This is a genomic window from Ideonella lacteola, assembly GCF_038066555.1.
Taxonomy (GTDB): Bacteria; Pseudomonadota; Gammaproteobacteria; order Burkholderiales; family Burkholderiaceae_C; genus Ideonella; species Ideonella lacteola.
Genome location: NZ_JBBUTG010000007.1, coordinates 154,343 through 173,044, shown reverse-complemented (window position 1 = coordinate 173,044; position 18,702 = coordinate 154,343). Strand labels below are relative to the sequence as shown.

The following is an 18,702-nucleotide window of genomic DNA, read 5'->3' as shown; positions in this document are numbered from 1 at the left end:
TACTGCCCGGCGAATCCTGCCGTCGAATTCATACTACTCCGCTCGTTGCGGGCGTGGGCGTGAAATGCTGGCGTCTCATTCCCCTGTTTCGGGGCATTACAAAGCGTCCCGGAAGGGGGCATCATGCCCTTTTGACGCGCCCCGTTCAGGGGCGCCAAACCCCGGCAGTGCAGCGTGCGTGGCCGGCCAGGTCGTGGCGCGACGTCACCGAGCCGAAGCCCGCCGCCTGTAGCAGATCCGCCACGGCGGCGGCCTGATCCCATCCATGTTCGAACGCCAGCCAGCCGCCGCGCGACAGGTGTGCCGGGGCGCCCTGCACGATGGCCCGAATCGCATCCAGGCCGTCTCCGCCGGGCGTGAGGGCCAGGCTGGGCTCGTGCTTGAGGTCGTCCAGATGGCGATCGTCGCCCGCGATGTACGGCGGGTTGCTCAGCACCAGGTCGAATCGGCGCCCCGGCAAGGCCTGCCACCAGGAGCCGGCCCGGAATTCGACCTCCAGCGCCAGCCGCGTCGCGTTGGCCTGGGCGACGGCGAGGGCGTCCTCGCTCAGATCCACGGCACACACGGCTGCATTCGGGGCCCGGTGCTTGACCGCCAGCGCAATCGCGCCGCTGCCGGTGCCCAAGTCGACCACCGCCGGCGGCGATCGATCGCGAAGTGGCCCGGCCAGCAAGTCCAGCGCCCATTCCACCAATGTCTCGGTGTCGGGCCTGGGCACCAGCACCGCCGGGCTGACGTGCAGCGTCAGCCCATGAAACTCTTTCTGCCCCAGCAAGTAGGCCACCGGCTCGCCCGCCGCGCGGCGTTGGCAAAGGGCCGCAAAATGGGCCGCCAGATCCTCGGGCAGCGCCTCGTCGTCGTGCGCGATCAACCAGGTGCGCGGCCGGCCCATCACGTGGCCCAACAGCAGCTGGGCATCCAGGCGATCCACCCCCTCTCGCGCCGCTCGCGCCAGCGATTGGGCGATCGTCGTGCCGTCGTCGGTGAGCGACCGAGGCGTAGGGGTGAGGCTCATGCGCCGCCGCTTTCCAGGGCTGCCAACTGCTGCTGGGCGCGCTCAGCCTGGAGTGCTGCGATCACGTCGCCGAGATCGCCATCCATGATCTGACCCAACTTGTAAAGGGTCAGATTGATGCGGTGGTCGGTGAGGCGACCTTGGGGAAAGTTGTAGGTGCGGATGCGATCGGACCGATCGCCCGAACCGACCAAGGCTTTGCGGGTTGCTGCTTCCTTGGCGTCACGCTCTGCGCGTTCGCGGTCGCGCAGGCGAGCTTGAAGCACCGCCAGCGCCTTGGCCTTGTTGCGGTGTTGAGAGCGGTCGTCCTGGCATTCGGCCACCAGGCCGGTGGGGATGTGGGTGACGCGGATGGCGCTGTCGGTCTTGTTGATGTGCTGGCCGCCGGCACCGCTGGCGCGGAAGGTGTCGATGCGCAGGTCGGCCGGATTGAGGGTGACCTCGGCGGCTTCATCGGGCTCGGCCATCACGGCGACCGTGCACGCACTGGTGTGGATGCGCCCTTGGGCTTCGGTTTCCGGCACCCGTTGCACCCGGTGCCCACCCGATTCGAACTTCATCTTCTCGTAGACGCCTGCGCCCTCAAAGCGGAAGACGATCTCTTTGAACCCGCCGAGATCAGACGCATTCTCGCTCATCACCTCGCTGCGCCAGCCCTGGGCTTCGGCATAGCGGGTGTACATGCGGGCCAGGTCGGCCGCAAACAGGGCGGACTCTTCGCCCCCCGTGCCGGCGCGGATCTCGACAAACGCATTGCGGTGGTCGTCCGGATCGCGCGGCAAGAGGGCGGTTTGCAGCGCACCCAGCAGGTGGCTCAATTCGGCTTGGGCGCCGATGATTTCCTCGCGCGACATGTCGGCCATGTCCGGGTCGGCCAGCAGCTCCTGGGCCGCAGCGAGGTCGCTCTCGCGTTGCTCGTAGCGCCGGAACAGGCCCACCACCTCGGCCGCCTCGGACTGTTCACGGGCCAGCGTGCGGTATCGAGCCATGTCGGCGGTGACTTGCGGGTCGGCCAGGTTGGCATCCAGTTCCGCCAGTCGCATCTGAAGGCGTTGAAGTTGCTGGCGCAGCGAGTCTTTCATCGGAGTCGGGCCCGATGGAGGCGGGCGGGAGAGAGGGCGGGCGAGGGCGTGGGGTGCGGTGGCAGCCGGTGGAATGGCCCCAGCCGCGGGAGGTGGCGGCGGGGCCGATGACCGGCAGCCCGCGTCGCCTGGCGAGCGGCGTCGCTACAGCTTGTCGCCGGGGCCGGGCTCATCGGAGCCGAGCGGGCGGGTGGCTTGCCGCAGGAACAGGCGCGACACCCATTCGGCCGTCTGGTGCCGGGTGTCGCCTTCGCTGGCGCGCAACTCGGCCAGCGCACCGTGCAGCATCTTTTGCGTCAAGGCGCGCGACATGGCTTCGAGCACCTGTTCGATGTCTTCGCCGCGGGCCAGCAGCTTGCGCGCCCGCCCCAGTTCAGCAGCACGCCAATCGTCGGCCTGCTGGTTCAAGGCCTGGATCAGCGGCACGCTGGCGCGCTGGTCCAGCCAGTGGGAAAAGCTTTGCACGCCGGCATCGATGATCGCCTCGGCCTGCGCCACTGCCGCCTGCCGCTTCTCGCCTGCGGTCTGCACGACGTCGGTCAGGTCGTCCACGGTGTAGAGGTAGACATCGGACAGGCGCGCCACCTCGGGCTCGATGTCGCGCGGTACCGCCAAATCCACCATGAACATCGGGCGGCGGCGGCGGGCCTTCAGCGCCCGTTCCACCGCGCCCAGGCCGATGATCGGCAACGTGCTCGCGGTGCAAGAGATCACCGCGTCGAATTCATGCAGGCGGGCCGGCAGGTCGGCCAGCCGGATGGCCTGCGCGCCGAAACGCGAGGCCAGCTTTTCGCCGCGTTCCAGCGTGCGGTTCGCCAGCGCCAGCTGCTTCGGTTCGCGGGCCGCAAAGTGGGTGGCTACCAGCTCAATCATTTCGCCCGCGCCGACGAACAGCACCTTGATCTGGCGAAGGTCCTCGAACAGCTGCGAGGCCAGGCGCACCGTGGCGGCGGCCATGCTGATGGAGTGCGCGCCGATCTCGGTGGAACTGCGCACTTCCTTGGCCACCGAGAACGAGCGCTGGAACAGCTGATGCAACGTGGTGCCGAGCGTGCCGGCTTCGTCCGCACCTCGAACCGCCTGCTTCATCTGCCCCAGGATCTGCGGCTCACCCAGCACCATCGAATCCAGACCCGAGGCCACGCGGAAGGCGTGGCGGGCCGCCTCGCGCCCTTCGAGCACGTAGGTGTGGGCCTGCAACTTGTGGCCATCGACGCCACCTTGGGCGGCCAGCCAGTCGATCGCGGGCCGGATCAGCTCACGGCCGCGGTCGACGCCGCCGGCCACGTACAGCTCGGTGCGATTGCAGGTGGAGAGAATCGCTGCCTCCGGCTGCAGCCGCTGCCATTGCTCACGCAGGGCCCGCAGCGTCGGTGGAACCTGCTCCGGCGTGAACGCGAACCGGCCACGCAGGTCCAGCGGCGCGGTGGTGTGGTTCAAGCCGAGCGCGATGACACTCATTCCCAGATTATAAAATTTGACGATGCAATGGCGCCGTGGGGCCTCCCATCGTCCGTTGAACAGCGTCGTGCGGTTTGACGCAGCGCAAGTCGCCTTGCCCCCCGCATCCCACCAATATCACGAACCCGCACGATGGGCCTGCTGAACGCCTTCTGGCACCTTGCCAACTTCTTCGGCCCCGCCATCGGGGTGGGGCTGATCGCCGCCGGCTTGTGCAAGCTGGTGTGGTGGAAGTCGATGCGCTCGGTCGGGTTCATGTCGCTGGCCGCCTGGGCCATGGCCGCCGGGGCGGTGGCCCTGATCGGGGGCATCGTCTTGTTCGAGCGAGACGGCAAGATGGCCACGTACTTCCTGTTGACGGCGATGACCGCGCTGGCGCTGTGGTGGCGCGGCCACCTGAAGTAGCGCGCGCAGGCGTGTCGCCCGGGTCAGGCAGCGGCGGGTTCGCGCACCACCACCGCGCCGCGCAACGAGTGCGGCAGGGCCTCGGTGATCGTCACGTCCACCATCTGCCCGACCAGCCGGGCCGGGCCAGCGAAGTTCACGATGCGGTTGCACTCGGTGCGCCCCATCAACTCGGCCGCGTTCTTGCGTGACGGGCCCTCGACCAGGATGCGTTGCACCGTGCCTACGCGCTGTGCGCTGTAGCGCCGCACGTTGTCTTCCAGCTTGGCCTGCAGCGCCTGCAGGCGCGCCAGTTTCACGTCGTGCGGCGTGTCGTCTTGCAGGGCCGCTGCCGGCGTGCCCGGACGCGGGCTGTAGATGAAGCTGAACGAGGCGTCGTAGCCGATGTCGTCGATGAGCTTCATCGTCTTGGCGTGGTCTTCCTCGGTCTCGCCAGGGAAGCCGACGATGAAGTCCGAGCTCATGGCGATATCGGGCCGCACCGCGCGCAGCTTACGGATGGTGCTCTTGTATTCGAGCGCGGTGTAGCCCCGCTTCATCGCCATGAGGATGCGGTCTGAGCCGTGTTGCACCGGCAAATGAAGATGGTTCACCAGTTTCGGGATGCGGCCGTAGGCGTCGATCAGCCGCTGGGTGAACTCGTTCGGGTGGCTGGTCGTGTAGCGGATGCGCTCGATGCCAGGGATCTCGGCCACGTATTCCAGCAGCAGGGCGAAGTCGGCGATCTCGGCGGTGCCGCCCATCGTGCCGCGGTAAGCGTTCACGTTCTGGCCGAGCAGCGTCACTTCCTTCACGCCTTGGTCGGCCAGGCCGGCCACTTCGGTCAGCACATCCTCGAAGGGGCGCGAGACCTCTTCGCCGCGGGTGTACGGCACGACACAGTACGTGCAGTACTTCGAGCAGCCTTCCATGATGGAGACGAAGGCGCTGGCGCCCTCGACCTTGGCCGGCGGCAGGTTGTCGAACTTCTCGATTTCCGGGAAGCTGATGTCGACCTGAGGCCGGTGTTGCGCATGGCGCTGCTGGATCAGCTGTGGCAGGCGGTGCAGTGTCTGGGGGCCGAACACGATGTCGACATACGGCGCACGCTCGATGATCGCGGCGCCCTCCTGGCTGGCCACACAGCCGCCCACGCCGATCAGCACACCCTTCTTCTTCAGGTGCTTGATGCGGCCCAGGTCTGAGAAGACTTTCTCTGCGGCCTTCTCACGCACCGAGCAGGTGTTGTACAGCACGAGGTCGGCCTGCTCCACGTCCTGTGTGGGCTCGTACCCTTCGGCGGCGCGCAGCACGTCGGCCATCTTGTCCGAGTCGTACTCGTTCATCTGGCAGCCGAAGGTGCGGATGTAGACCTTCTTGGTGGCCTTGTCGTTGGCCAAGGGATCCATGGCTTGATCGATCTTCTCGGTGGGGGTGGCGCTCATCGTGGCATCTCCTTCGCCGGGCCGGCTCACGGGCGAGTCCAGGTTTGTGCGCCTTCGTCGAAGGCCCAGGTCTGGGCCTCAACGACCGTGCGCGGCCACGGCACCACGCGGATCTCTTCCGGGCGCAGAATCCAGACCTGCATCACCAGGCCCATGGGATCGACCGTGAAGTTGACGATGCACTTCTGATTCAGCAACGCGCCGGGCATGGCCACCGAGTTGTTCTGATCGCTGACGCGCGAGCCGGGCGCCAGGCGGGCCGGCTTGCCGTTGAGCAGGATCTCGGGGAACGCGCCGAAGACGATTTCGCCGCGCAGCGCCGTGCGAGGGAAGCGGCGACCCGGCATTTGAGACTGTGCCGGCAGCGCGCTGGCCAAGCAGGCCGCGGCCAGGGTGTGGAGGGCAAAACGACGAGTCGCGCCGGGGGAAGTGGCGCGCACGGCACAGCGGTGCATGGTGTAGACCCAGTGGCTGTGGAAGACATGGCCCGATCAACGGTTGGATTGACCTGGCCGGCGAAGGGGCGAATTTTAGCCGGCGGGCGCCAGATTGGGGGTGGTGCCAGCCCGCTCAGATCGGGCCGCTGAGGTTGTCGCGCAGGCGTTGCAGCAACGCGAGCAACTGTTCACGCTCATCGCGGCTCAGCCCGGCGACGGCTTGGGCGTGGACATGGCGGGTCTGTCGCTGCAGCGCCTTTAGCAAAGACAAACCATCGGCCGTCGGGGCGAGCCGCAGTTGGCGTCGATCGGCTTCATCGGGCACGGCACCGAGCAGGCCGCGCTCGCGCAGGCCCTTGATCAGCCGCGCCAACTGGGCTTTGTCTCGCCCGCTGTGCAGCGCCAGGTCGCTTTGAGTGGCGCCAGGCTGCCGTCCAAAGAACCCCAGCACCTTGCTCTCCATGTGCGTCAGGCTCAAGGGGCCATCGCGCAGGGCCTGGTACTGGAGTGAGCGCAACTGGTGCATCACGGTGTGCACCAACTCCACCACGTCGTCCCCTGGGGCGACTGGGGGCATTGCGGCGGGTTGGTTGACTTTGTCAATTGGTTTCACCATGATGGATGACATTGTCAATCATTGATCTTCGAGTTGCCATGAGCAGTGTCCTCGGCCGTGTCCAGCGTGTACGGCATGAACTGAAATTCCGAGAGCTGACGGTGGTGCGGGTGCGCGACGTGACGCCGCACCTGCGCGCCGTCACCTTCACCAGCGAGTCGCTCGCAGATTTCGCGAGCCCGTCGTTCGATGACCACGTCAAGCTCTTCATTGACACCGGTGCCGAAGAGCCGGCGCGGCGCGACTACACACCGCGCCATTTCGATCCGGCACGCCGCGAGCTGACCTTGGAGTTCGTTCTGCATGGGGATGGCCCGGCAGCGGGCTGGGCGGCGCAAGCCGCGCCGGGCCAACGGGTGCGAATCGGCGGGCCCCGAGGCTCGTTTCTCATCCCGATGGACTACGCCTGGCACCTTCTGGTGGGAGACGAGACGGCGCTCCCCGCCATCGCCCGCCGACTGGAGGAGCTGCCAGCCCAAACTCCGGTGACGGTGGTGCTGCAGATCGCCGAGGATGCGGATCGCCCGGCGCTGGCCAGCCAGGCCGCGGTGCAATGGCACTGGACGCGCGACAGCGCGCAGACCCTGTCACTGCTGCGCCAGTGGGCGCTGCCTGCTGGGGAGGGCTACGTGTGGGCGGCCGGCGAGGCCGCCGACATGGCCGAGCTGCGGCGCATCCTGGTCGACGAGAAGGGCCACGACAAGCGGGCCATTCGCGCGGCGGCGTACTGGAAGCGCGGGGCCTCTGCGCACCACGAAACTCTCGAGGGTTGATGACCCGTGTTCGGCGGGGCCGCGACGCCTCCGTCAGCGAGCGGTCAACTCGATCTCGACGGACGGGCAGGGCAGGTCAGAGCCGTGGTGCTCCGCGCGAGGCGGCGCGGTGGCGTGTCCTGAATCGACACGCACATCGAACAGCCTCAGCCGAGGCTCGATGCGGTAGTGCCCGGGGGCGGACAAGTCGAAGGGCAATGCCAGGTCCACCTCGGCCGTGATCGTCTGGCCGGGGGCGAATGCCACGTAGTCTTCGGCACGCGGTTCGGCCCGTTTGATCATCGGGCCCTGGAACGGAAGCTTGCGACCATCGCGCCGTACCTCGACGAACGGTGCGAACCAGGCGCCCTCCAGCGGGGTGTTCCAGCGCAGCACGCGCAGTGCGGCCGCGCCCTCGTTGCTGAACGAAAAGCGCAACATCACGGCCTGGCCTGCCACCGCCCGGGCTGGCGCTTCCAGCGTGCAGCGCAGGGCGGCGGCGGGCGTCGGGGCGGGGGGCCCCGACGCGGCGATCGACGATGAAGCGGCCATGGCGCCAATGAATGTGATCGCAGCCTGCTTCATCGTCATCTTCACCGGCCTTCGATCAGGGCAGGTACGGGGTGTTTTCGGAGAAGTACTCGTGGCTGTCGGCGTTGTCCACGGCCTTGGTCGGGTTGGACTTCGCGAGATTCGCCGCGGCCGTCTGTCCGTAAGCCCAGTCGTCCGTGCCTGCCACCACGGTGAAGTGCGACATCTCGTGCACCAGCGTGCCGCCCTTTGAATCGGTGCCGGTCATCGGGGCGCTCCAGAAGGCACCGCACAGGTAAATCTTGTACGGCTGATTCGGGTAGACGTAGGCGTAGGTGCCGCTGTCGTTGCACGAGCAGTCCAAGGTCAGCGGCTTGGTCTTGAAGGCGCTCTCGATGTTGGTGTAGTGGGAGTTCACCGTGTTCCAACGGCTCGTGGCGAACGTGCCGAACCACTTCACGTAGCGCTGCGTGGAGACAGGCGTGTTGAGGTAGCTGTTCGACGACGTGGCGTAGTTGGTGGCCGCGGTGACGGCCGAGGCCAGCGTGCTCTGCTCGGACGAGGTGCAGCCGCCGGTGTAGGTGATGCTGGCGGCCACGGCTTCGGCAGACTCGGTGACCGGCTTCGGCGCACTGCGGCCCGACGTCCACAAGCGAAGCGGCGACGACGAGGCGAGCTCGGCTTCCTGGCCGTGCCGGCCGCGGGCGATGTACTCGACGGTGTGCTGCCCGTTGCCCAACTCGTAGGCCCCGGTGAGCTCGACGCGGTACTTCAGCGTCGCGCCGGCTTCGATGCGCACGTAGTCTTCGGGGCGAGGTTTCACTCGCTTGGCCAGCGGGCCGACATAGGCGGCCGGCGTGCCGTCTTCCTTGATGATCCTGAACAAGGGGCTTTGCAGGCGCTCGCTGGGCAGTTGCCACTTGAGCACCTTGACGGCGCGACCGCTGGTGTTGGTCACGGCCACGTCGACAGCCACATCCACGTCTCCCTGCACCACCGGTTGGGCCGTGCTCAGCTGGACGTCGAGCTGGGCCGGGGCGGCAAATGCGCTGCTGCCAGCCAGGAGGACCAATGCGGGGGCTGTCCTTCTTGCAAATCGAATCATGGATTCTCCAGAAGAGGTTTGATCGTTGGACTCACTCACTGCCTTGGCCTTGTAAGCCGCGGCGGACGCAGTCTCGGAGTCCTCATCGATGACGGTGCATCGGGTGGACCCCTGCTCTTGATGAATCTTGATCTTGTTCTTCCAGAGAAAATGGCAAGCATGCTGCCATTCGGTGCCTTGCGCGCACCCCGACAAGGCAGCGGTGCCCCGCTGGCGTGCACACCACGCGGGCGGGGCGGCCGGCCCGCTCAGGGCAGGCTGGGGTTGTTTTCGGCGAAGTACTCGTGGCTGTCGGCGTTGTCGACCGCCTTGTCCGGATTGCTCTTGGCCAGGTTGGCCGCCGCCGCCTGCCCGTAGGCCCAGTCGCCGGTACCGGCCACCACGGTGAAGTGGGACATCTCGTGCACCAGCGTGCCGCCCTTCGAATCGGTGCCCTTCATCGGAGCGCTCCAGAACGCACCGCACAAGTAGATCTTGTAGGGCTGGTTGGCGTAGACGTAGGCGTAGACGCCTTTGTCGTTGCACGAGCAGTCGAGCGTCAGCGGCTTGGTCTTGAACGCGTTCTCTTCATTGGTGAAGTGCGTGTGGACCGTGTTCCAGCGGCTGGCGCTGAAAGCGCCGAACCACTTGACATAGCGCTGGGTGCCAGACGGCGTGCCGGCCAGGTAGGCGTTGGATTCGGTGGCGTAGTTGGTGGCGACGTTGACGGCCTTCACCAGCTTCTTCTTCTCGGTGGAGGTGCAGCCGCCGGTGTAGGTGATGTCCGCCGCTTCGGGTTGGGCGAGCGCGACGGTTTCTGCCGGCATGCTGCGGCCCGAAGTCCACAGTGCCAGTGGTGCTGACGACGTGAGCGTGGCCTCGTCGGCGTGGCGGTTGCGCGCCAGGTATTCGACTGTGTAGCGGCCGTTGCCCAGCTCGTAGTGGCGCGTCAGGTCGACGTGGTAGGTGAGTGCCGCGCCCGCTTCCAGGCGCACATAGTCTTCGGCTCGAGGCGCGGCGCGCTTGACCAGGGGGCCGATGTAAGGGGCCGGCGAGCCGTCTTCCTTGATGACCCGAAACAAAGGCCCCTGCAGATGCTGCGACGGCAACTGCGACTTCAGGATCTTGACGGCGCGGTCGGAGGTGTTCGTGACGGTCACCTCCACGCCGACGCTGACATCGCCCTGCAGCACCGGTTGGGCGGCGCTCAGCCGCACGTCGACGGGTTGGGGCGCCGCCAGGGCGCTGGTGGCGGCGTACAAGGCAAGCCAGGGGGCTGCCAACTTGGCGTGTCGAATCATGGTGTCTCCTCAATGCGGGGATGGCAAGGCTCGGCCCGCCGCGGCGCCCCGTCGCTGCGGCTGGATCGACGCGAAGGCACGCGTCATTCGTGCGGGAAGTGGGGGGCGAGGTGCGCGCGGCGCGTGGGCAGCGGCGCACGCGCCGGGGAGGGGCCGCAGGCCCGGCGCGCCCCAGCCTGAGGCCGATCGGCGCGGCAGGTGCCGCGCCGTCGGAAGCGTCAGGGCAGCTGCGGGTTGTTCTCGGCGAAGTACTCGTGGCTGTCCGCGTTCTCGGTGGCCGCCTTCGGGTTGTTGTCTGCCAATTGACGGCAGGCGGATTGGCCGTAGGCGTTGTCGTCAGTGCCTGCCACCACGGTGAAGTGCGACATTTCGTGGATCAGCGTGCCGCCCTTCGAATCGGTGCCCTTCATCGGGGCCGACCAGAAGGCGTTGCAGAGGTAGATCTTGTACGGCTGGTCCGGGTAGACGTAGGCGTAGGCCGAGCTGGTGCAAGAGCAGTCGAGCGTGAGCGGCTTGGTCTTGAACGCGGCGTCGATCTTGTTGAAATGCTTCTCGACCTTGTCCCAGCGTTTTTGCGTGAACTTGCCGAACCACTCGACATAGCGCTGCGTGCCCGAGGCCGTGCCGTTCAGGTAGCCCTTCGATGCGGTGGAGTACTCGATGGCGGCGTCCACGGCGCTGGTCAGCGTCGATTCTTCCGAGGCGGTGCAGCCCCCGGTGAAGCTGATGTTGGCCGCGGTGCCTTCGCTCGCGAACGCCGGCGCGGCGGCCCGCTCGCTGCGGCCCGACATCCACAGCGTGAGGGCGGACGAATCGGCGTAGGTGGCCTCCTCGTGACCGCTGCCTTGGCGGCCTACGAAGCGAACCTCGTGGCGACCGTTGCCCAACGCGTAGCGCTCCGACAGGTCGACCCGGTAGGTGTGCGTGGCACCGGCAGGCAGGCGAACGTAGTCGGCTTCAGTGGGCGTGCCCCACTTGGCCAGCGGGCCCACATAGCGAGCGGCGCTGCCGTCTTCCTTGGTGATCTTGAACAGCGGCGAGTGCAGCGCCTCGTCGGGCAGGTGGCGCTTGAGCACCTTCACCGCATGGCCGGACACGTTGGTGATCGTCACGTCGACCGCCACGCTGACATCGCCTTGCAGCACCGGGCTGGCGGCACTCAGCCGAACGTCAAGCCGGTCGAGCGGGCCGGCGGATGCGGCAGCGCAGACCAGCGCGGCCAAGGCGGGAACGGTCCACTTGAATGCTGGTGTCATGAGTCCTCCGAAAAGACAATGTCGTTGATGGATGCCGCACGGCAGAGCACGGTGCGGCATCGGCAATCTAAGAGCGGCGCGTGGTGGCCCTCAGCGGGTTCACCCTCGCAATGACGCTTTTTGACCGTTGTATTTGGAAGAGATTGAAAGGCCCCGTTACCAGGCGTGCGTGTCACCGCTCTACGAAGGCGCGTTCGAACACATAGTCGCCGGGCTCACCCAGCCGCGGTGAGACTTGCAGCCCGTACTCGTCGAGCAAGGCGCAGGTGTCCTTCAGCATGCTCGGGCTGCCGCAGATCATGGCGCGATCGGCCTCGCGGCTGAGCGGGGGCAAGTCGATGTCGTCGAACAGCTTGTTGCTGTGCATGAGGTCCGTCAAACGGCCCTGGTTGCGAAACGGCTCGCGGGTCACGGTCGGGTAGTAGATGAGCTTTTGCCGCACGTCTTCGCCGAAGAATTCATGGCCCGGCAGCTCTTCCTCGATCATCTGGGCGTACGCCAGTTCGCTCTTCGTGCGCACGCCGTGGATGAGCACGACCTTTTCGAAGCGCTCGTACACGAGCGGATCCTTGATCACGCTGAGGAAAGGGGCCAGCCCGGTGCCGGTGCCAAAGAGGTAGAGGTGCCGGCCCGGCAGCAGATCGTGCAGCAGCAAGGTGCCGTGGGCCTTTCGGCCGACCAGCACCGAGTCACCCTTGCGCAGGTGTTGCAGCCGGGAGGTGAGCGGGCCGTTGGGGACCTTGATGCTGAAGAACTCGAGGTGTTCTTCGTAGTGCGCGCTGGCCACGCTGTAAGCCCGCATCAGCGGCTTGTCGTCGACCATCAGGCCGATCATCACGAATTGACCGCTGTCGAAACGCAAGGCCGGATCGCGCGTGCACTGGAAGGTGAACAGCGACTCGTTCCAGTGGTGGACGTGGGTGACCTTCTCAGTGCTGTAGGCGCTCATGGCGTTTCGCCCGTCACGGGCGCGATGAAGAAATGAGGGGGTGGGGTCGCACGCTCACGCCACCAGGCGGGCGATGGCTTCGCCCATCTCGGTGGTGCTGGCCGTACCGCCAAGGTCGGGTGTGTGCGGCCCGGAAGCGAGCACCTGTTCGATGGCTTGCACGATGGCGTCGTGCGCCGCGCGCTGGCCGAGAAAGTCCAGCATCAACGCGCCTGACCAGATCATCGCCACGGGGTTGGCGATGTTGCGCCCATGGATGTCGGGTGCCGATCCGTGCACCGGTTCGAACAGCGACGGGAAGCGGCGCTCGGGATTCAGGTTGGCCGATGGCGCCAGGCCGATGGTGCCGGTGCAGGCAGGGCCCAGATCCGAGAGGATGTCACCAAAGAGGTTGCTGGCCACCACCACATCGAAGCGGTTGGGTTGCAGCACAAAGCGCGCCGTGAGGATGTCGATGTGCTGCTTGTCGAGGGAGACCTCGGGAAACTGGGCCTGCATCGCGTCGGCGCGAGCATCCCACCAGGGCATGCTGATGGCGATGCCGTTGCTCTTGGTGGCCAGCGTCACATGGCGGCGAGCGCGCCGTTGTGCCAACTCGAAGGCGTAGCGCAGCACCCGATCGGTGCCCAGCCGGGTGAAGACCGACTCCTGGATCACCAGCTCGCGGTCGGTGCCTTCGAACAGGATGCCTCCCAGCTTGGTGTACTCACCCTCGGTGTTCTCTCTGACCACGAGAAAGTCGATGTCTCCGGGCTGGCGTGGCTGGCCCCGTTGATCGACCAGAGGGCAGGGCACGCCCTTGAACAGGCGCACGGGGCGGAGGTTGATGTACTGGTCGAACTCGCGGCGGAACTTCAGCAGCGAGCCCCACAGCGAGATGTGGTCGGGCACGGTGGCGGGCCACCCCACGGCGCCGAAATACAGCGCGTCGAGGTCCGCCAGCTGCGTCTTCCAATCGGCCGGCATCATCGTGCCGTGCTGAAGGTAGTAGTCGCAGCTGGCCCATTCGATGGGCGTGATCTGGAGCTGGAACCCGAACCGGCGCGACGCCGCGTCGAGCACCCGCAAGCCCTCGGGCATCACCTCGCGGCCGATGCCGTCTCCGGGAATGGATGCAATTCTGAGGACGCCGCTCATCAGGTGGGGCCCTCCCCGACCCGGCTGTGGCCCAGCAGCGCGAGAAGAGGCGACGCCGCAGCTTCGTGCAGCCAGACGAGCCGCGCCTCAAGGCGAGCTTCTAGAGCGGGCGAGTGGTGGGGCATGAACGTTCCAGTGAGGGAGCTGCGGCATCAACCGGGACGGGCGGGGCCTCTGGCCATGCCGCGCAGCCCACGGTTGACCGGCCCGGGCGCCCGAAAAGGGCGTCGGCGCGGGTGCACACGCTACCAGCTGGAACGAAAAACCCCTTGCAAACCAGAGATCTGCAAGGGGTAGAAGATTTGGTGGCGCTTCAGGGATTCGAACCCCGGACCTGCGGATTATGATTCCGTCGCTCTAACCGACTGAGCTAAAGCGCCTCAAGCCCTCGATTATATACAGCGAATGCGATGCGGGCCAAGTACCCTCGTCGAAGTTGCTTCGCATTGCCCACGAATGTTCAGTTTCTTCAAGAAAAAAGCCGCACCGCCTCCGCCCGCACCGGGCGCCCCGGCGCCGGTGGACCTGCGCGATTTCTCCGCACCCACCCCGGTGGCCGCCCCTCCTGAGCCGGCGGTCGCCCCCACGCCGCCGGCGATCGAAGCGCCGGCGCCAACGGTGCTGGCACCGCCCAGCCCACCGGTGACCGCCGCGCCGGCTGCGGGCCCGGCCACTGTTGCTTCCGCGCCAGTGCCTGTCCCAACAGCCCCGGCAACCCCGGCTGCGCCTGCAGCGCCGCCGGCGGCTAGCGCAGTCGGTGCGCCCGTGCCCATCGCGGCGGCGCCGGCGCCCGCGGTGTCAGCGCCTGCCGCGGCGCCGGTTCGGACGCCCGCCCCGGCGCCGCTGGCGGCTCAGGCGGCCCCCGCGGCACCTGCACCAGCACCCGCGCCTGAGCGCGCAGGTTGGCTCAGCCGTTTGCGCCAGGGGCTGGCCAAGACCGGGTCGAGCATCGCCCAGGTCTTCACCGGCACGCGCATTGATGAGGCGTTGTACGAAGAGCTCGAAGCGGCCTTGTTGATGGCCGATGCGGGCGTGAAGGCCACCGAGCAGTTGCTCGCTGACCTGAAGCGTCGGGTCAAAGAGCGCAAGGCCGAGAACCCGGCCGATGTGCGCGCGTTGCTGGCCGACGCCCTGACCGACCTCCTCGCGCCCTTGCAGCGTTCATTGGTGGTGGGTGAGCACCAGCCCACGGTGATGATGGTGGTGGGCGTCAACGGCGCGGGCAAAACGACCAGCATCGGCAAGCTGACGCGGCATCTCGCGGATTCCGAACAGAAGGTGTTGTTGGCGGCGGCCGACACGTTCCGAGCCGCCGCCCGAGAGCAGTTGGCCATCTGGGCCGATCGAAACCAGGTGCAGATCATCAGCCAGGAAGGCGGTGATCCGGCCGCCGTGACCTTCGATGCGGTCGTTGCCGGCAAATCGCGTGGCGCCGATGTGGTCATCGCCGATACAGCAGGCCGGCTGCCGACCCAGTTGCACCTGATGGAAGAGCTGAAGAAGATCCGACGCACCATCAACAAGGCTGAAGGGACGGCACCGCACGAGGTGTTGCTGGTCGTGGACGGCAACACCGGACAGAACGCCCTGGCGCAGGTCAAGGCGTTCGACGATGCGCTGCAACTGACGGGCCTCATCGTCACCAAGCTCGATGGCACAGCCAAGGGCGGCGTGCTGGCGGCGATCGCACGGGAACGGCCGATCCCGGTCTACTTCATCGGGGTGGGCGAGAAGCTGGAAGACCTGCAGACCTTCAATGCGCGCGAATTCGCGCAGGCGCTGCTGGGCTGAAACAACAAGCGAGCCGCTGCCGCGTCATGGCAGCACGCGGCTTGCCGCCAGTGCAGTGTTTGATGCTAGGCGGAACTGAATAAAACCGATGGGTTTGGCCGGGTGGCGAGGCGCAAACCACAGTGATGCCCGGTGGCATCGCGAGGATTTGCAACGACGCCAGGCGGCCAAAGGCACGGTTTGATGTTCCGCATAGCGTCGAACACTGCACTAGCCTTCCCGTGCCGGGGCGCGGTTGGGGCCTTCCAGGTCGTTGAACCAGGTGGTGGGCGGCGGCTCACGCGGCTCGTCCAGCTCTTGCACTTCCGCCACAGGAATCGGCTCGGCGGCGGAGCGATCGGCCCGCGCGACCATGGCGGCCCGATCCTCGCGGGCTTTCTGCGCCTCGTGGGGAAACAGGGCGTGGCGCGCTGCGGTCGGCGTGGGGATGGCGTTGTCGGGCCAGACCAGCACCTGGATGCCCGCCGCCTTCAGCACACGCACCATGCGGTTGTGCCGTTGCACGCTGCGAGGGCTTTCTTCAGCACCGCGGATCTCGATGACGGCCAGCACCTGGGTCGAGGCGTCGCACACGAGCAGGTCGGCGCTGAGCTGGCCGACGCGGCTCAGCCACTCGCCATACGAGTAGCGCGTGGGCACGCGCATGAAGCGCGACAGTGGCACCTGGGCCAGGATGAGGTTGTCCGGCAGGGCCTTCAACAAGCTCTCGTAGGCCTTGCGTTCGGGCACGCTCATGATGCGCGTGGCCGTGGGTGGCCAGTCGGCCACCGTGTCGCGGGCCTCGACGGTGCGTTGCTTGGCCACCTTGGCCTGGGCTTCACGCTGCTTTTGCCACAGCAGGAACGCGGCGCCGCCCACCGTCAACACGGCCAGCAGGATTCCGATCAACAAGTACATCTGAGCCTACCTCGTGTTGTGTGGGGTGAGGCGTCAGCGCGGCCCGCCGAGACCACCCAGGCCGCCCATGCCTTTCATGCCGCCCATGCGCTTCATCATCTTCATGAGGCCGCCGCCCTTCATCTTCTTCATCATCGTCTGCATCTGCTCGAATTGGTTGAGCAGACGATTGACGTCCTGGATTTGCACGCCCGCACCCTGAGCGATGCGACGTTTGCGACTGGCCTTGCTCTTGCCGTCCAGCAGCAGCGATGGTTGCCTGCGCTCCTTCGCGGTCATCGCGTTGAGCACGCCTTCCATGCGCTTCATGTCGCGCTCTGCGCGGTCCATGTCCGCCTGGCCGGCCTTGGCTGCGAGCTGCGTGGGCAGCTTGTCCATCAGGCTGCCCAGGCCACCCATCTTCTTCATCTGGCTGATCTGCGACAGGAAGTCGTTGAGATCGAAGCCGTCGCCCGACTTGACCTTGTCGGCCAGCTTCTTGGCGGCCTCGAGGTCGACACCCTTCTGAACCTCTTCGACCAGCGCGACGATGTCGCCCATGCCCAGCACGCGACCGGCATGGCGGTCGGCGTCGAACACTTCAAGGCCGTCGATCTTCTCGGAAACGCCGGCGAACTTGATGGGGGCACCGGTGATCTGTCGCACCGACATGGCGGCGCCGCCACGCGAGTCGCCATCGAGCTTGGTGAGCACGATGCCGGTCAGGGGCAGCGCGTCCTTGAAGGCTTTGGCGGTGTTGATCGCATCCTGGCCCTGCATCGCATCCACCACGAACAGGGTCTCGACCGGCTTGATCGCCGCGTGCAGGTCGCGGATCTCGGCCATCAGGGCTTCGTCGATCGCCAGGCGGCCCGCAGTGTCGACCAGCAGCACGTCGAAGTAGTGACGCTTGGCATGGTCGAGCGCCGCCAGTGCGATGTCGCGCGGCTTCTGGTCGGGCGTCGATGCGAACCACTCGCCACCGGCTTGCCGCGTCACCGTCTTCAATTGTTCGATTGCCGCAGGGCGGTACACGTCGGCCGAAACCGTCAGCACCTTCTTCTTGCGTTTCTCGATCAGGTGCTTGGCGAGCTTGGCGGTGGTCGTCGTCTTGCCGGCGCCCTGCAGGCCCGCCATCAGGATCACCGCCGGGGGCTGTGTGGCCAGGTTCAGATCAGCCACGCCCTCGCCCATCGTGGCCGCGAGTTCCTTGTGGACGATCGAGACCAGCACCTGCCCGGGGTTCAGCGAGCCGATCACCTCCTGGCCCAGCGCCTTGTCCTTCACGCGATTGATGAAGTCGCGCACGACAGGCAATGCCACGTCGGCTTCGAGCAGGGCCATGCGCACCTCGCGCAGCATGTCCTGCACGTTGGACTCGGTGATGCGGGCCTGGCCGCGCATGGTCTTGACCAGGCGCGACAGTCGGTCGGTGAGGGTGGATGCCATTGGAGTGGGGCGTCGTTGAAAGGGCCGTTTGGGAAGCGGCGGGCCCACGACGCGCCGGTAAACTGTGGCCATGATTTTATCCGCTGACCCTGCAGTGCTCCTCGCTGTGGCGGCCATGCTGTGCTACATGGGGGCGTTGCTGCCTGGCGCGTCGGACCGTCGCTGGCCGGTTCACCTGCTGTTCGCCGCCTGGGTGATGCATGCGATCGTGCTGCTGAGCGGCGCTGGTGTGTGGGCTGGCGACGGTGAAGGCTTGCGCCTGGGGTTTGCCCCGGTGTTGTCGTTCACGGTGTGGCTGGTGTTGGCCGTGCACGGGGTCGAGAGCCGCTTTCTTCCTGTGGCGATGGCGCGGCGCGCGTTGGCTGTGGCGGGCGCCATGGCCGTGTTGCTGGCCTGGGTATTCCCGGGTGAGGTGCGCGCGATCGCGCACTCGCGTTGGGCGCCGTTGCATTGGGTATTGGGCATCACCTCGTATGGCTTGTTCGGTGCGGCGGTGCTGCACGCCGTGCTGCTCGACACCGCCGACAAGCGCCTGCGGCATCGCGGATCTCCCGGGGGCTCGGGCACGATCGGCGCGGGTGCTGGATTGCCCCTGCTCACGCTCGAGCGCCTCACCTTTCGTTTTGTGGAGGCGGGCTTCGTGGTGCTGACCTTGGCCTTGTGGCTCGGCCTGCAGTCCGAATCGCAATGGCGATGGGATCGCAAGAGCGTGCTGTCGGTGTTGGGCTGGGCGACCTTTGCTGCCTTGATCGCGGGCCGATGGGGCCGCGGATGGCGCGGGCGCCAGGCCACGCGCTGGCTTTACGCCGGCTCGCTTTTGTTGCTGCTTGCTTACGCGGGCACGCGGTTTGTCTACGAGGTCGTGCTTCAGCGGCCGCCAGCATGATCAAGTGGCTGTTGACGCTGGGCATCGTCGTCCTGGCGCTGATGTGGTGGTTCGGCAAGGGCCGAGGCGGCGGCGCGGCGCGCGATGGCCGACCGGCGGGCAAGCCGCGGCCCAAGCAAGCGCAGCCGATGGTGGCCTGCGCCCACTGCGGCCTGCATCTGCCGGCCGCGGACGCCATCGAGGGTGAAGGCGGACGGTCTTTCTGCAGCGCCGAGCACCGCCGGCTGGGCCCCACCTCTTGAAAGGCCGC

19 protein-coding genes and 1 tRNA gene are annotated in these 18,702 nt (G+C 66.8%); 5 read left to right on the top strand and 15 right to left on the bottom strand.

Annotation, left to right across the window (positions count from 1 at the left end; translation table 11 throughout):
• Positions 1-145: 145 nt before the first annotated feature.
• The 3 genes from prmC to hemA all read right to left on the bottom strand — a co-directional run bounded on the left by prmC (position 146) and on the right by hemA (position 3,558).
• On the bottom strand, positions 146-1,015 hold the full coding sequence (gene prmC, locus AACH06_RS14140) for a peptide chain release factor N(5)-glutamine methyltransferase (RefSeq protein WP_341426368.1): 870 nt from the start codon (positions 1,013-1,015) through the stop codon (positions 146-148).
• Positions 1,012-2,097, bottom strand: a complete 1,086-nt coding sequence (gene prfA, locus AACH06_RS14135; RefSeq protein WP_341426367.1) for a peptide chain release factor 1 — start codon at positions 2,095-2,097, stop codon at positions 1,012-1,014. The genes prmC and prfA overlap by 4 nt, the downstream gene beginning before the upstream one ends.
• A gap of 144 nt (positions 2,098-2,241) precedes the next feature.
• Positions 2,242-3,558: a glutamyl-tRNA reductase gene (gene hemA / locus AACH06_RS14130; protein ID WP_341426365.1), complete on the bottom strand. Its 1,317-nt coding sequence runs from the start codon at positions 3,556-3,558 to the stop codon at positions 2,242-2,244.
• Between the two features lie 132 nt (positions 3,559-3,690).
• Between hemA and AACH06_RS14125 the strand changes: the two genes are divergently transcribed.
• Complete coding sequence (locus tag AACH06_RS14125; RefSeq protein ID WP_341426363.1) at positions 3,691-3,963, top strand: hypothetical protein; 273 nt, start codon at positions 3,691-3,693, stop codon at positions 3,961-3,963.
• A gap of 23 nt (positions 3,964-3,986) precedes the next feature.
• On the opposite strand, the gene miaB is transcribed toward AACH06_RS14125, so the two are convergent.
• The 3 genes from miaB to AACH06_RS14110 all read right to left on the bottom strand — a co-directional run bounded on the left by miaB (position 3,987) and on the right by AACH06_RS14110 (position 6,401).
• Entirely contained in the window at positions 3,987-5,351 is a 1,365-nt protein-coding gene (gene miaB / locus AACH06_RS14120) for a tRNA (N6-isopentenyl adenosine(37)-C2)-methylthiotransferase MiaB (protein ID WP_341426417.1), read from the bottom strand.
• 62 nt (positions 5,352-5,413) lie between these two features.
• Positions 5,414-5,842: a hypothetical protein gene (locus AACH06_RS14115; RefSeq protein ID WP_341426360.1), complete on the bottom strand. Its 429-nt coding sequence runs from the start codon at positions 5,840-5,842 to the stop codon at positions 5,414-5,416.
• A 115-nt stretch (positions 5,843-5,957) separates the two neighbouring features.
• Positions 5,958-6,401, bottom strand: coding sequence for a MarR family winged helix-turn-helix transcriptional regulator (locus AACH06_RS14110; protein ID WP_341426358.1), 444 nt, complete (start codon positions 6,399-6,401; stop codon positions 5,958-5,960).
• 77 nt (positions 6,402-6,478) lie between these two features.
• Here AACH06_RS14110 and AACH06_RS14105 point away from each other — a divergent pair, with 77 nt between their 5' ends.
• Positions 6,479-7,213: a siderophore-interacting protein gene (locus AACH06_RS14105; protein ID WP_341426356.1), complete on the top strand. Its 735-nt coding sequence runs from the start codon at positions 6,479-6,481 to the stop codon at positions 7,211-7,213.
• A 33-nt stretch (positions 7,214-7,246) separates the two neighbouring features.
• Here the strand turns inward: AACH06_RS14105 and AACH06_RS14100 are convergent, their stop codons facing one another.
• From AACH06_RS14100 to AACH06_RS14070, 7 genes are all read right to left on the bottom strand, one after another.
• Complete coding sequence (locus tag AACH06_RS14100; RefSeq protein ID WP_341426354.1) at positions 7,247-7,783, bottom strand: hypothetical protein; 537 nt, start codon at positions 7,781-7,783, stop codon at positions 7,247-7,249.
• 16 nt (positions 7,784-7,799) lie between these two features.
• Positions 7,800-8,828 carry a M35 family metalloendopeptidase gene (locus AACH06_RS14095; protein ID WP_341426353.1) on the bottom strand — a complete coding sequence of 343 codons (1,029 nt, stop codon included), beginning with the start codon at positions 8,826-8,828 and terminating at the stop codon, positions 7,800-7,802.
• Between the two features lie 248 nt (positions 8,829-9,076).
• Entirely contained in the window at positions 9,077-10,108 is a 1,032-nt protein-coding gene (locus AACH06_RS14090; protein ID WP_341426352.1) for a M35 family metalloendopeptidase, read from the bottom strand.
• Positions 10,109-10,326: 218 nt separating this feature from the next.
• Positions 10,327-11,364, bottom strand: coding sequence for a M35 family metalloendopeptidase (locus AACH06_RS14085; protein ID WP_341426351.1), 1,038 nt, complete (start codon positions 11,362-11,364; stop codon positions 10,327-10,329).
• 172 nt (positions 11,365-11,536) lie between these two features.
• On the bottom strand, positions 11,537-12,313 hold the full coding sequence (locus AACH06_RS14080) for a ferredoxin--NADP reductase (RefSeq protein ID WP_341426350.1): 777 nt from the start codon (positions 12,311-12,313) through the stop codon (positions 11,537-11,539).
• 54 nt (positions 12,314-12,367) lie between these two features.
• Positions 12,368-13,450, bottom strand: coding sequence for a tartrate dehydrogenase (locus tag AACH06_RS14075; RefSeq protein WP_341426349.1), 1,083 nt, complete (start codon positions 13,448-13,450; stop codon positions 12,368-12,370).
• Between the two features lie 303 nt (positions 13,451-13,753).
• Positions 13,754-13,830: transfer RNA gene (locus tag AACH06_RS14070), tRNA-Met, on the bottom strand.
• Positions 13,831-13,906: 76 nt separating this feature from the next.
• On the opposite strand from AACH06_RS14070, the gene ftsY reads away from it, so the two are divergent.
• Positions 13,907-15,241 (top strand): signal recognition particle-docking protein FtsY, encoded by a 1,335-nt coding sequence (gene ftsY / locus AACH06_RS14065; protein WP_341426348.1) that lies wholly within the window; start codon positions 13,907-13,909, stop codon positions 15,239-15,241.
• Between the two features lie 210 nt (positions 15,242-15,451).
• On the opposite strand, the gene AACH06_RS14060 is transcribed toward ftsY, so the two are convergent.
• Entirely contained in the window at positions 15,452-16,138 is a 687-nt protein-coding gene (locus AACH06_RS14060; RefSeq protein WP_341426347.1) for a DUF2726 domain-containing protein, read from the bottom strand.
• 33 nt (positions 16,139-16,171) lie between these two features.
• Positions 16,172-17,566, bottom strand: a complete 1,395-nt coding sequence (gene ffh, locus AACH06_RS14055; RefSeq protein WP_341426346.1) for a signal recognition particle protein — start codon at positions 17,564-17,566, stop codon at positions 16,172-16,174.
• A 70-nt stretch (positions 17,567-17,636) separates the two neighbouring features.
• On the opposite strand from ffh, the gene AACH06_RS14050 reads away from it, so the two are divergent.
• On the top strand, positions 17,637-18,452 hold the full coding sequence (locus AACH06_RS14050) for a cytochrome C assembly family protein (RefSeq protein ID WP_341426345.1): 816 nt from the start codon (positions 17,637-17,639) through the stop codon (positions 18,450-18,452).
• Positions 18,449-18,694: a PP0621 family protein gene (locus AACH06_RS14045; protein ID WP_423222030.1), complete on the top strand. Its 246-nt coding sequence runs from the start codon at positions 18,449-18,451 to the stop codon at positions 18,692-18,694. Before AACH06_RS14050 ends, AACH06_RS14045 begins: the two co-directional genes overlap by 4 nt.
• Positions 18,695-18,702 lie beyond the last annotated feature (8 nt).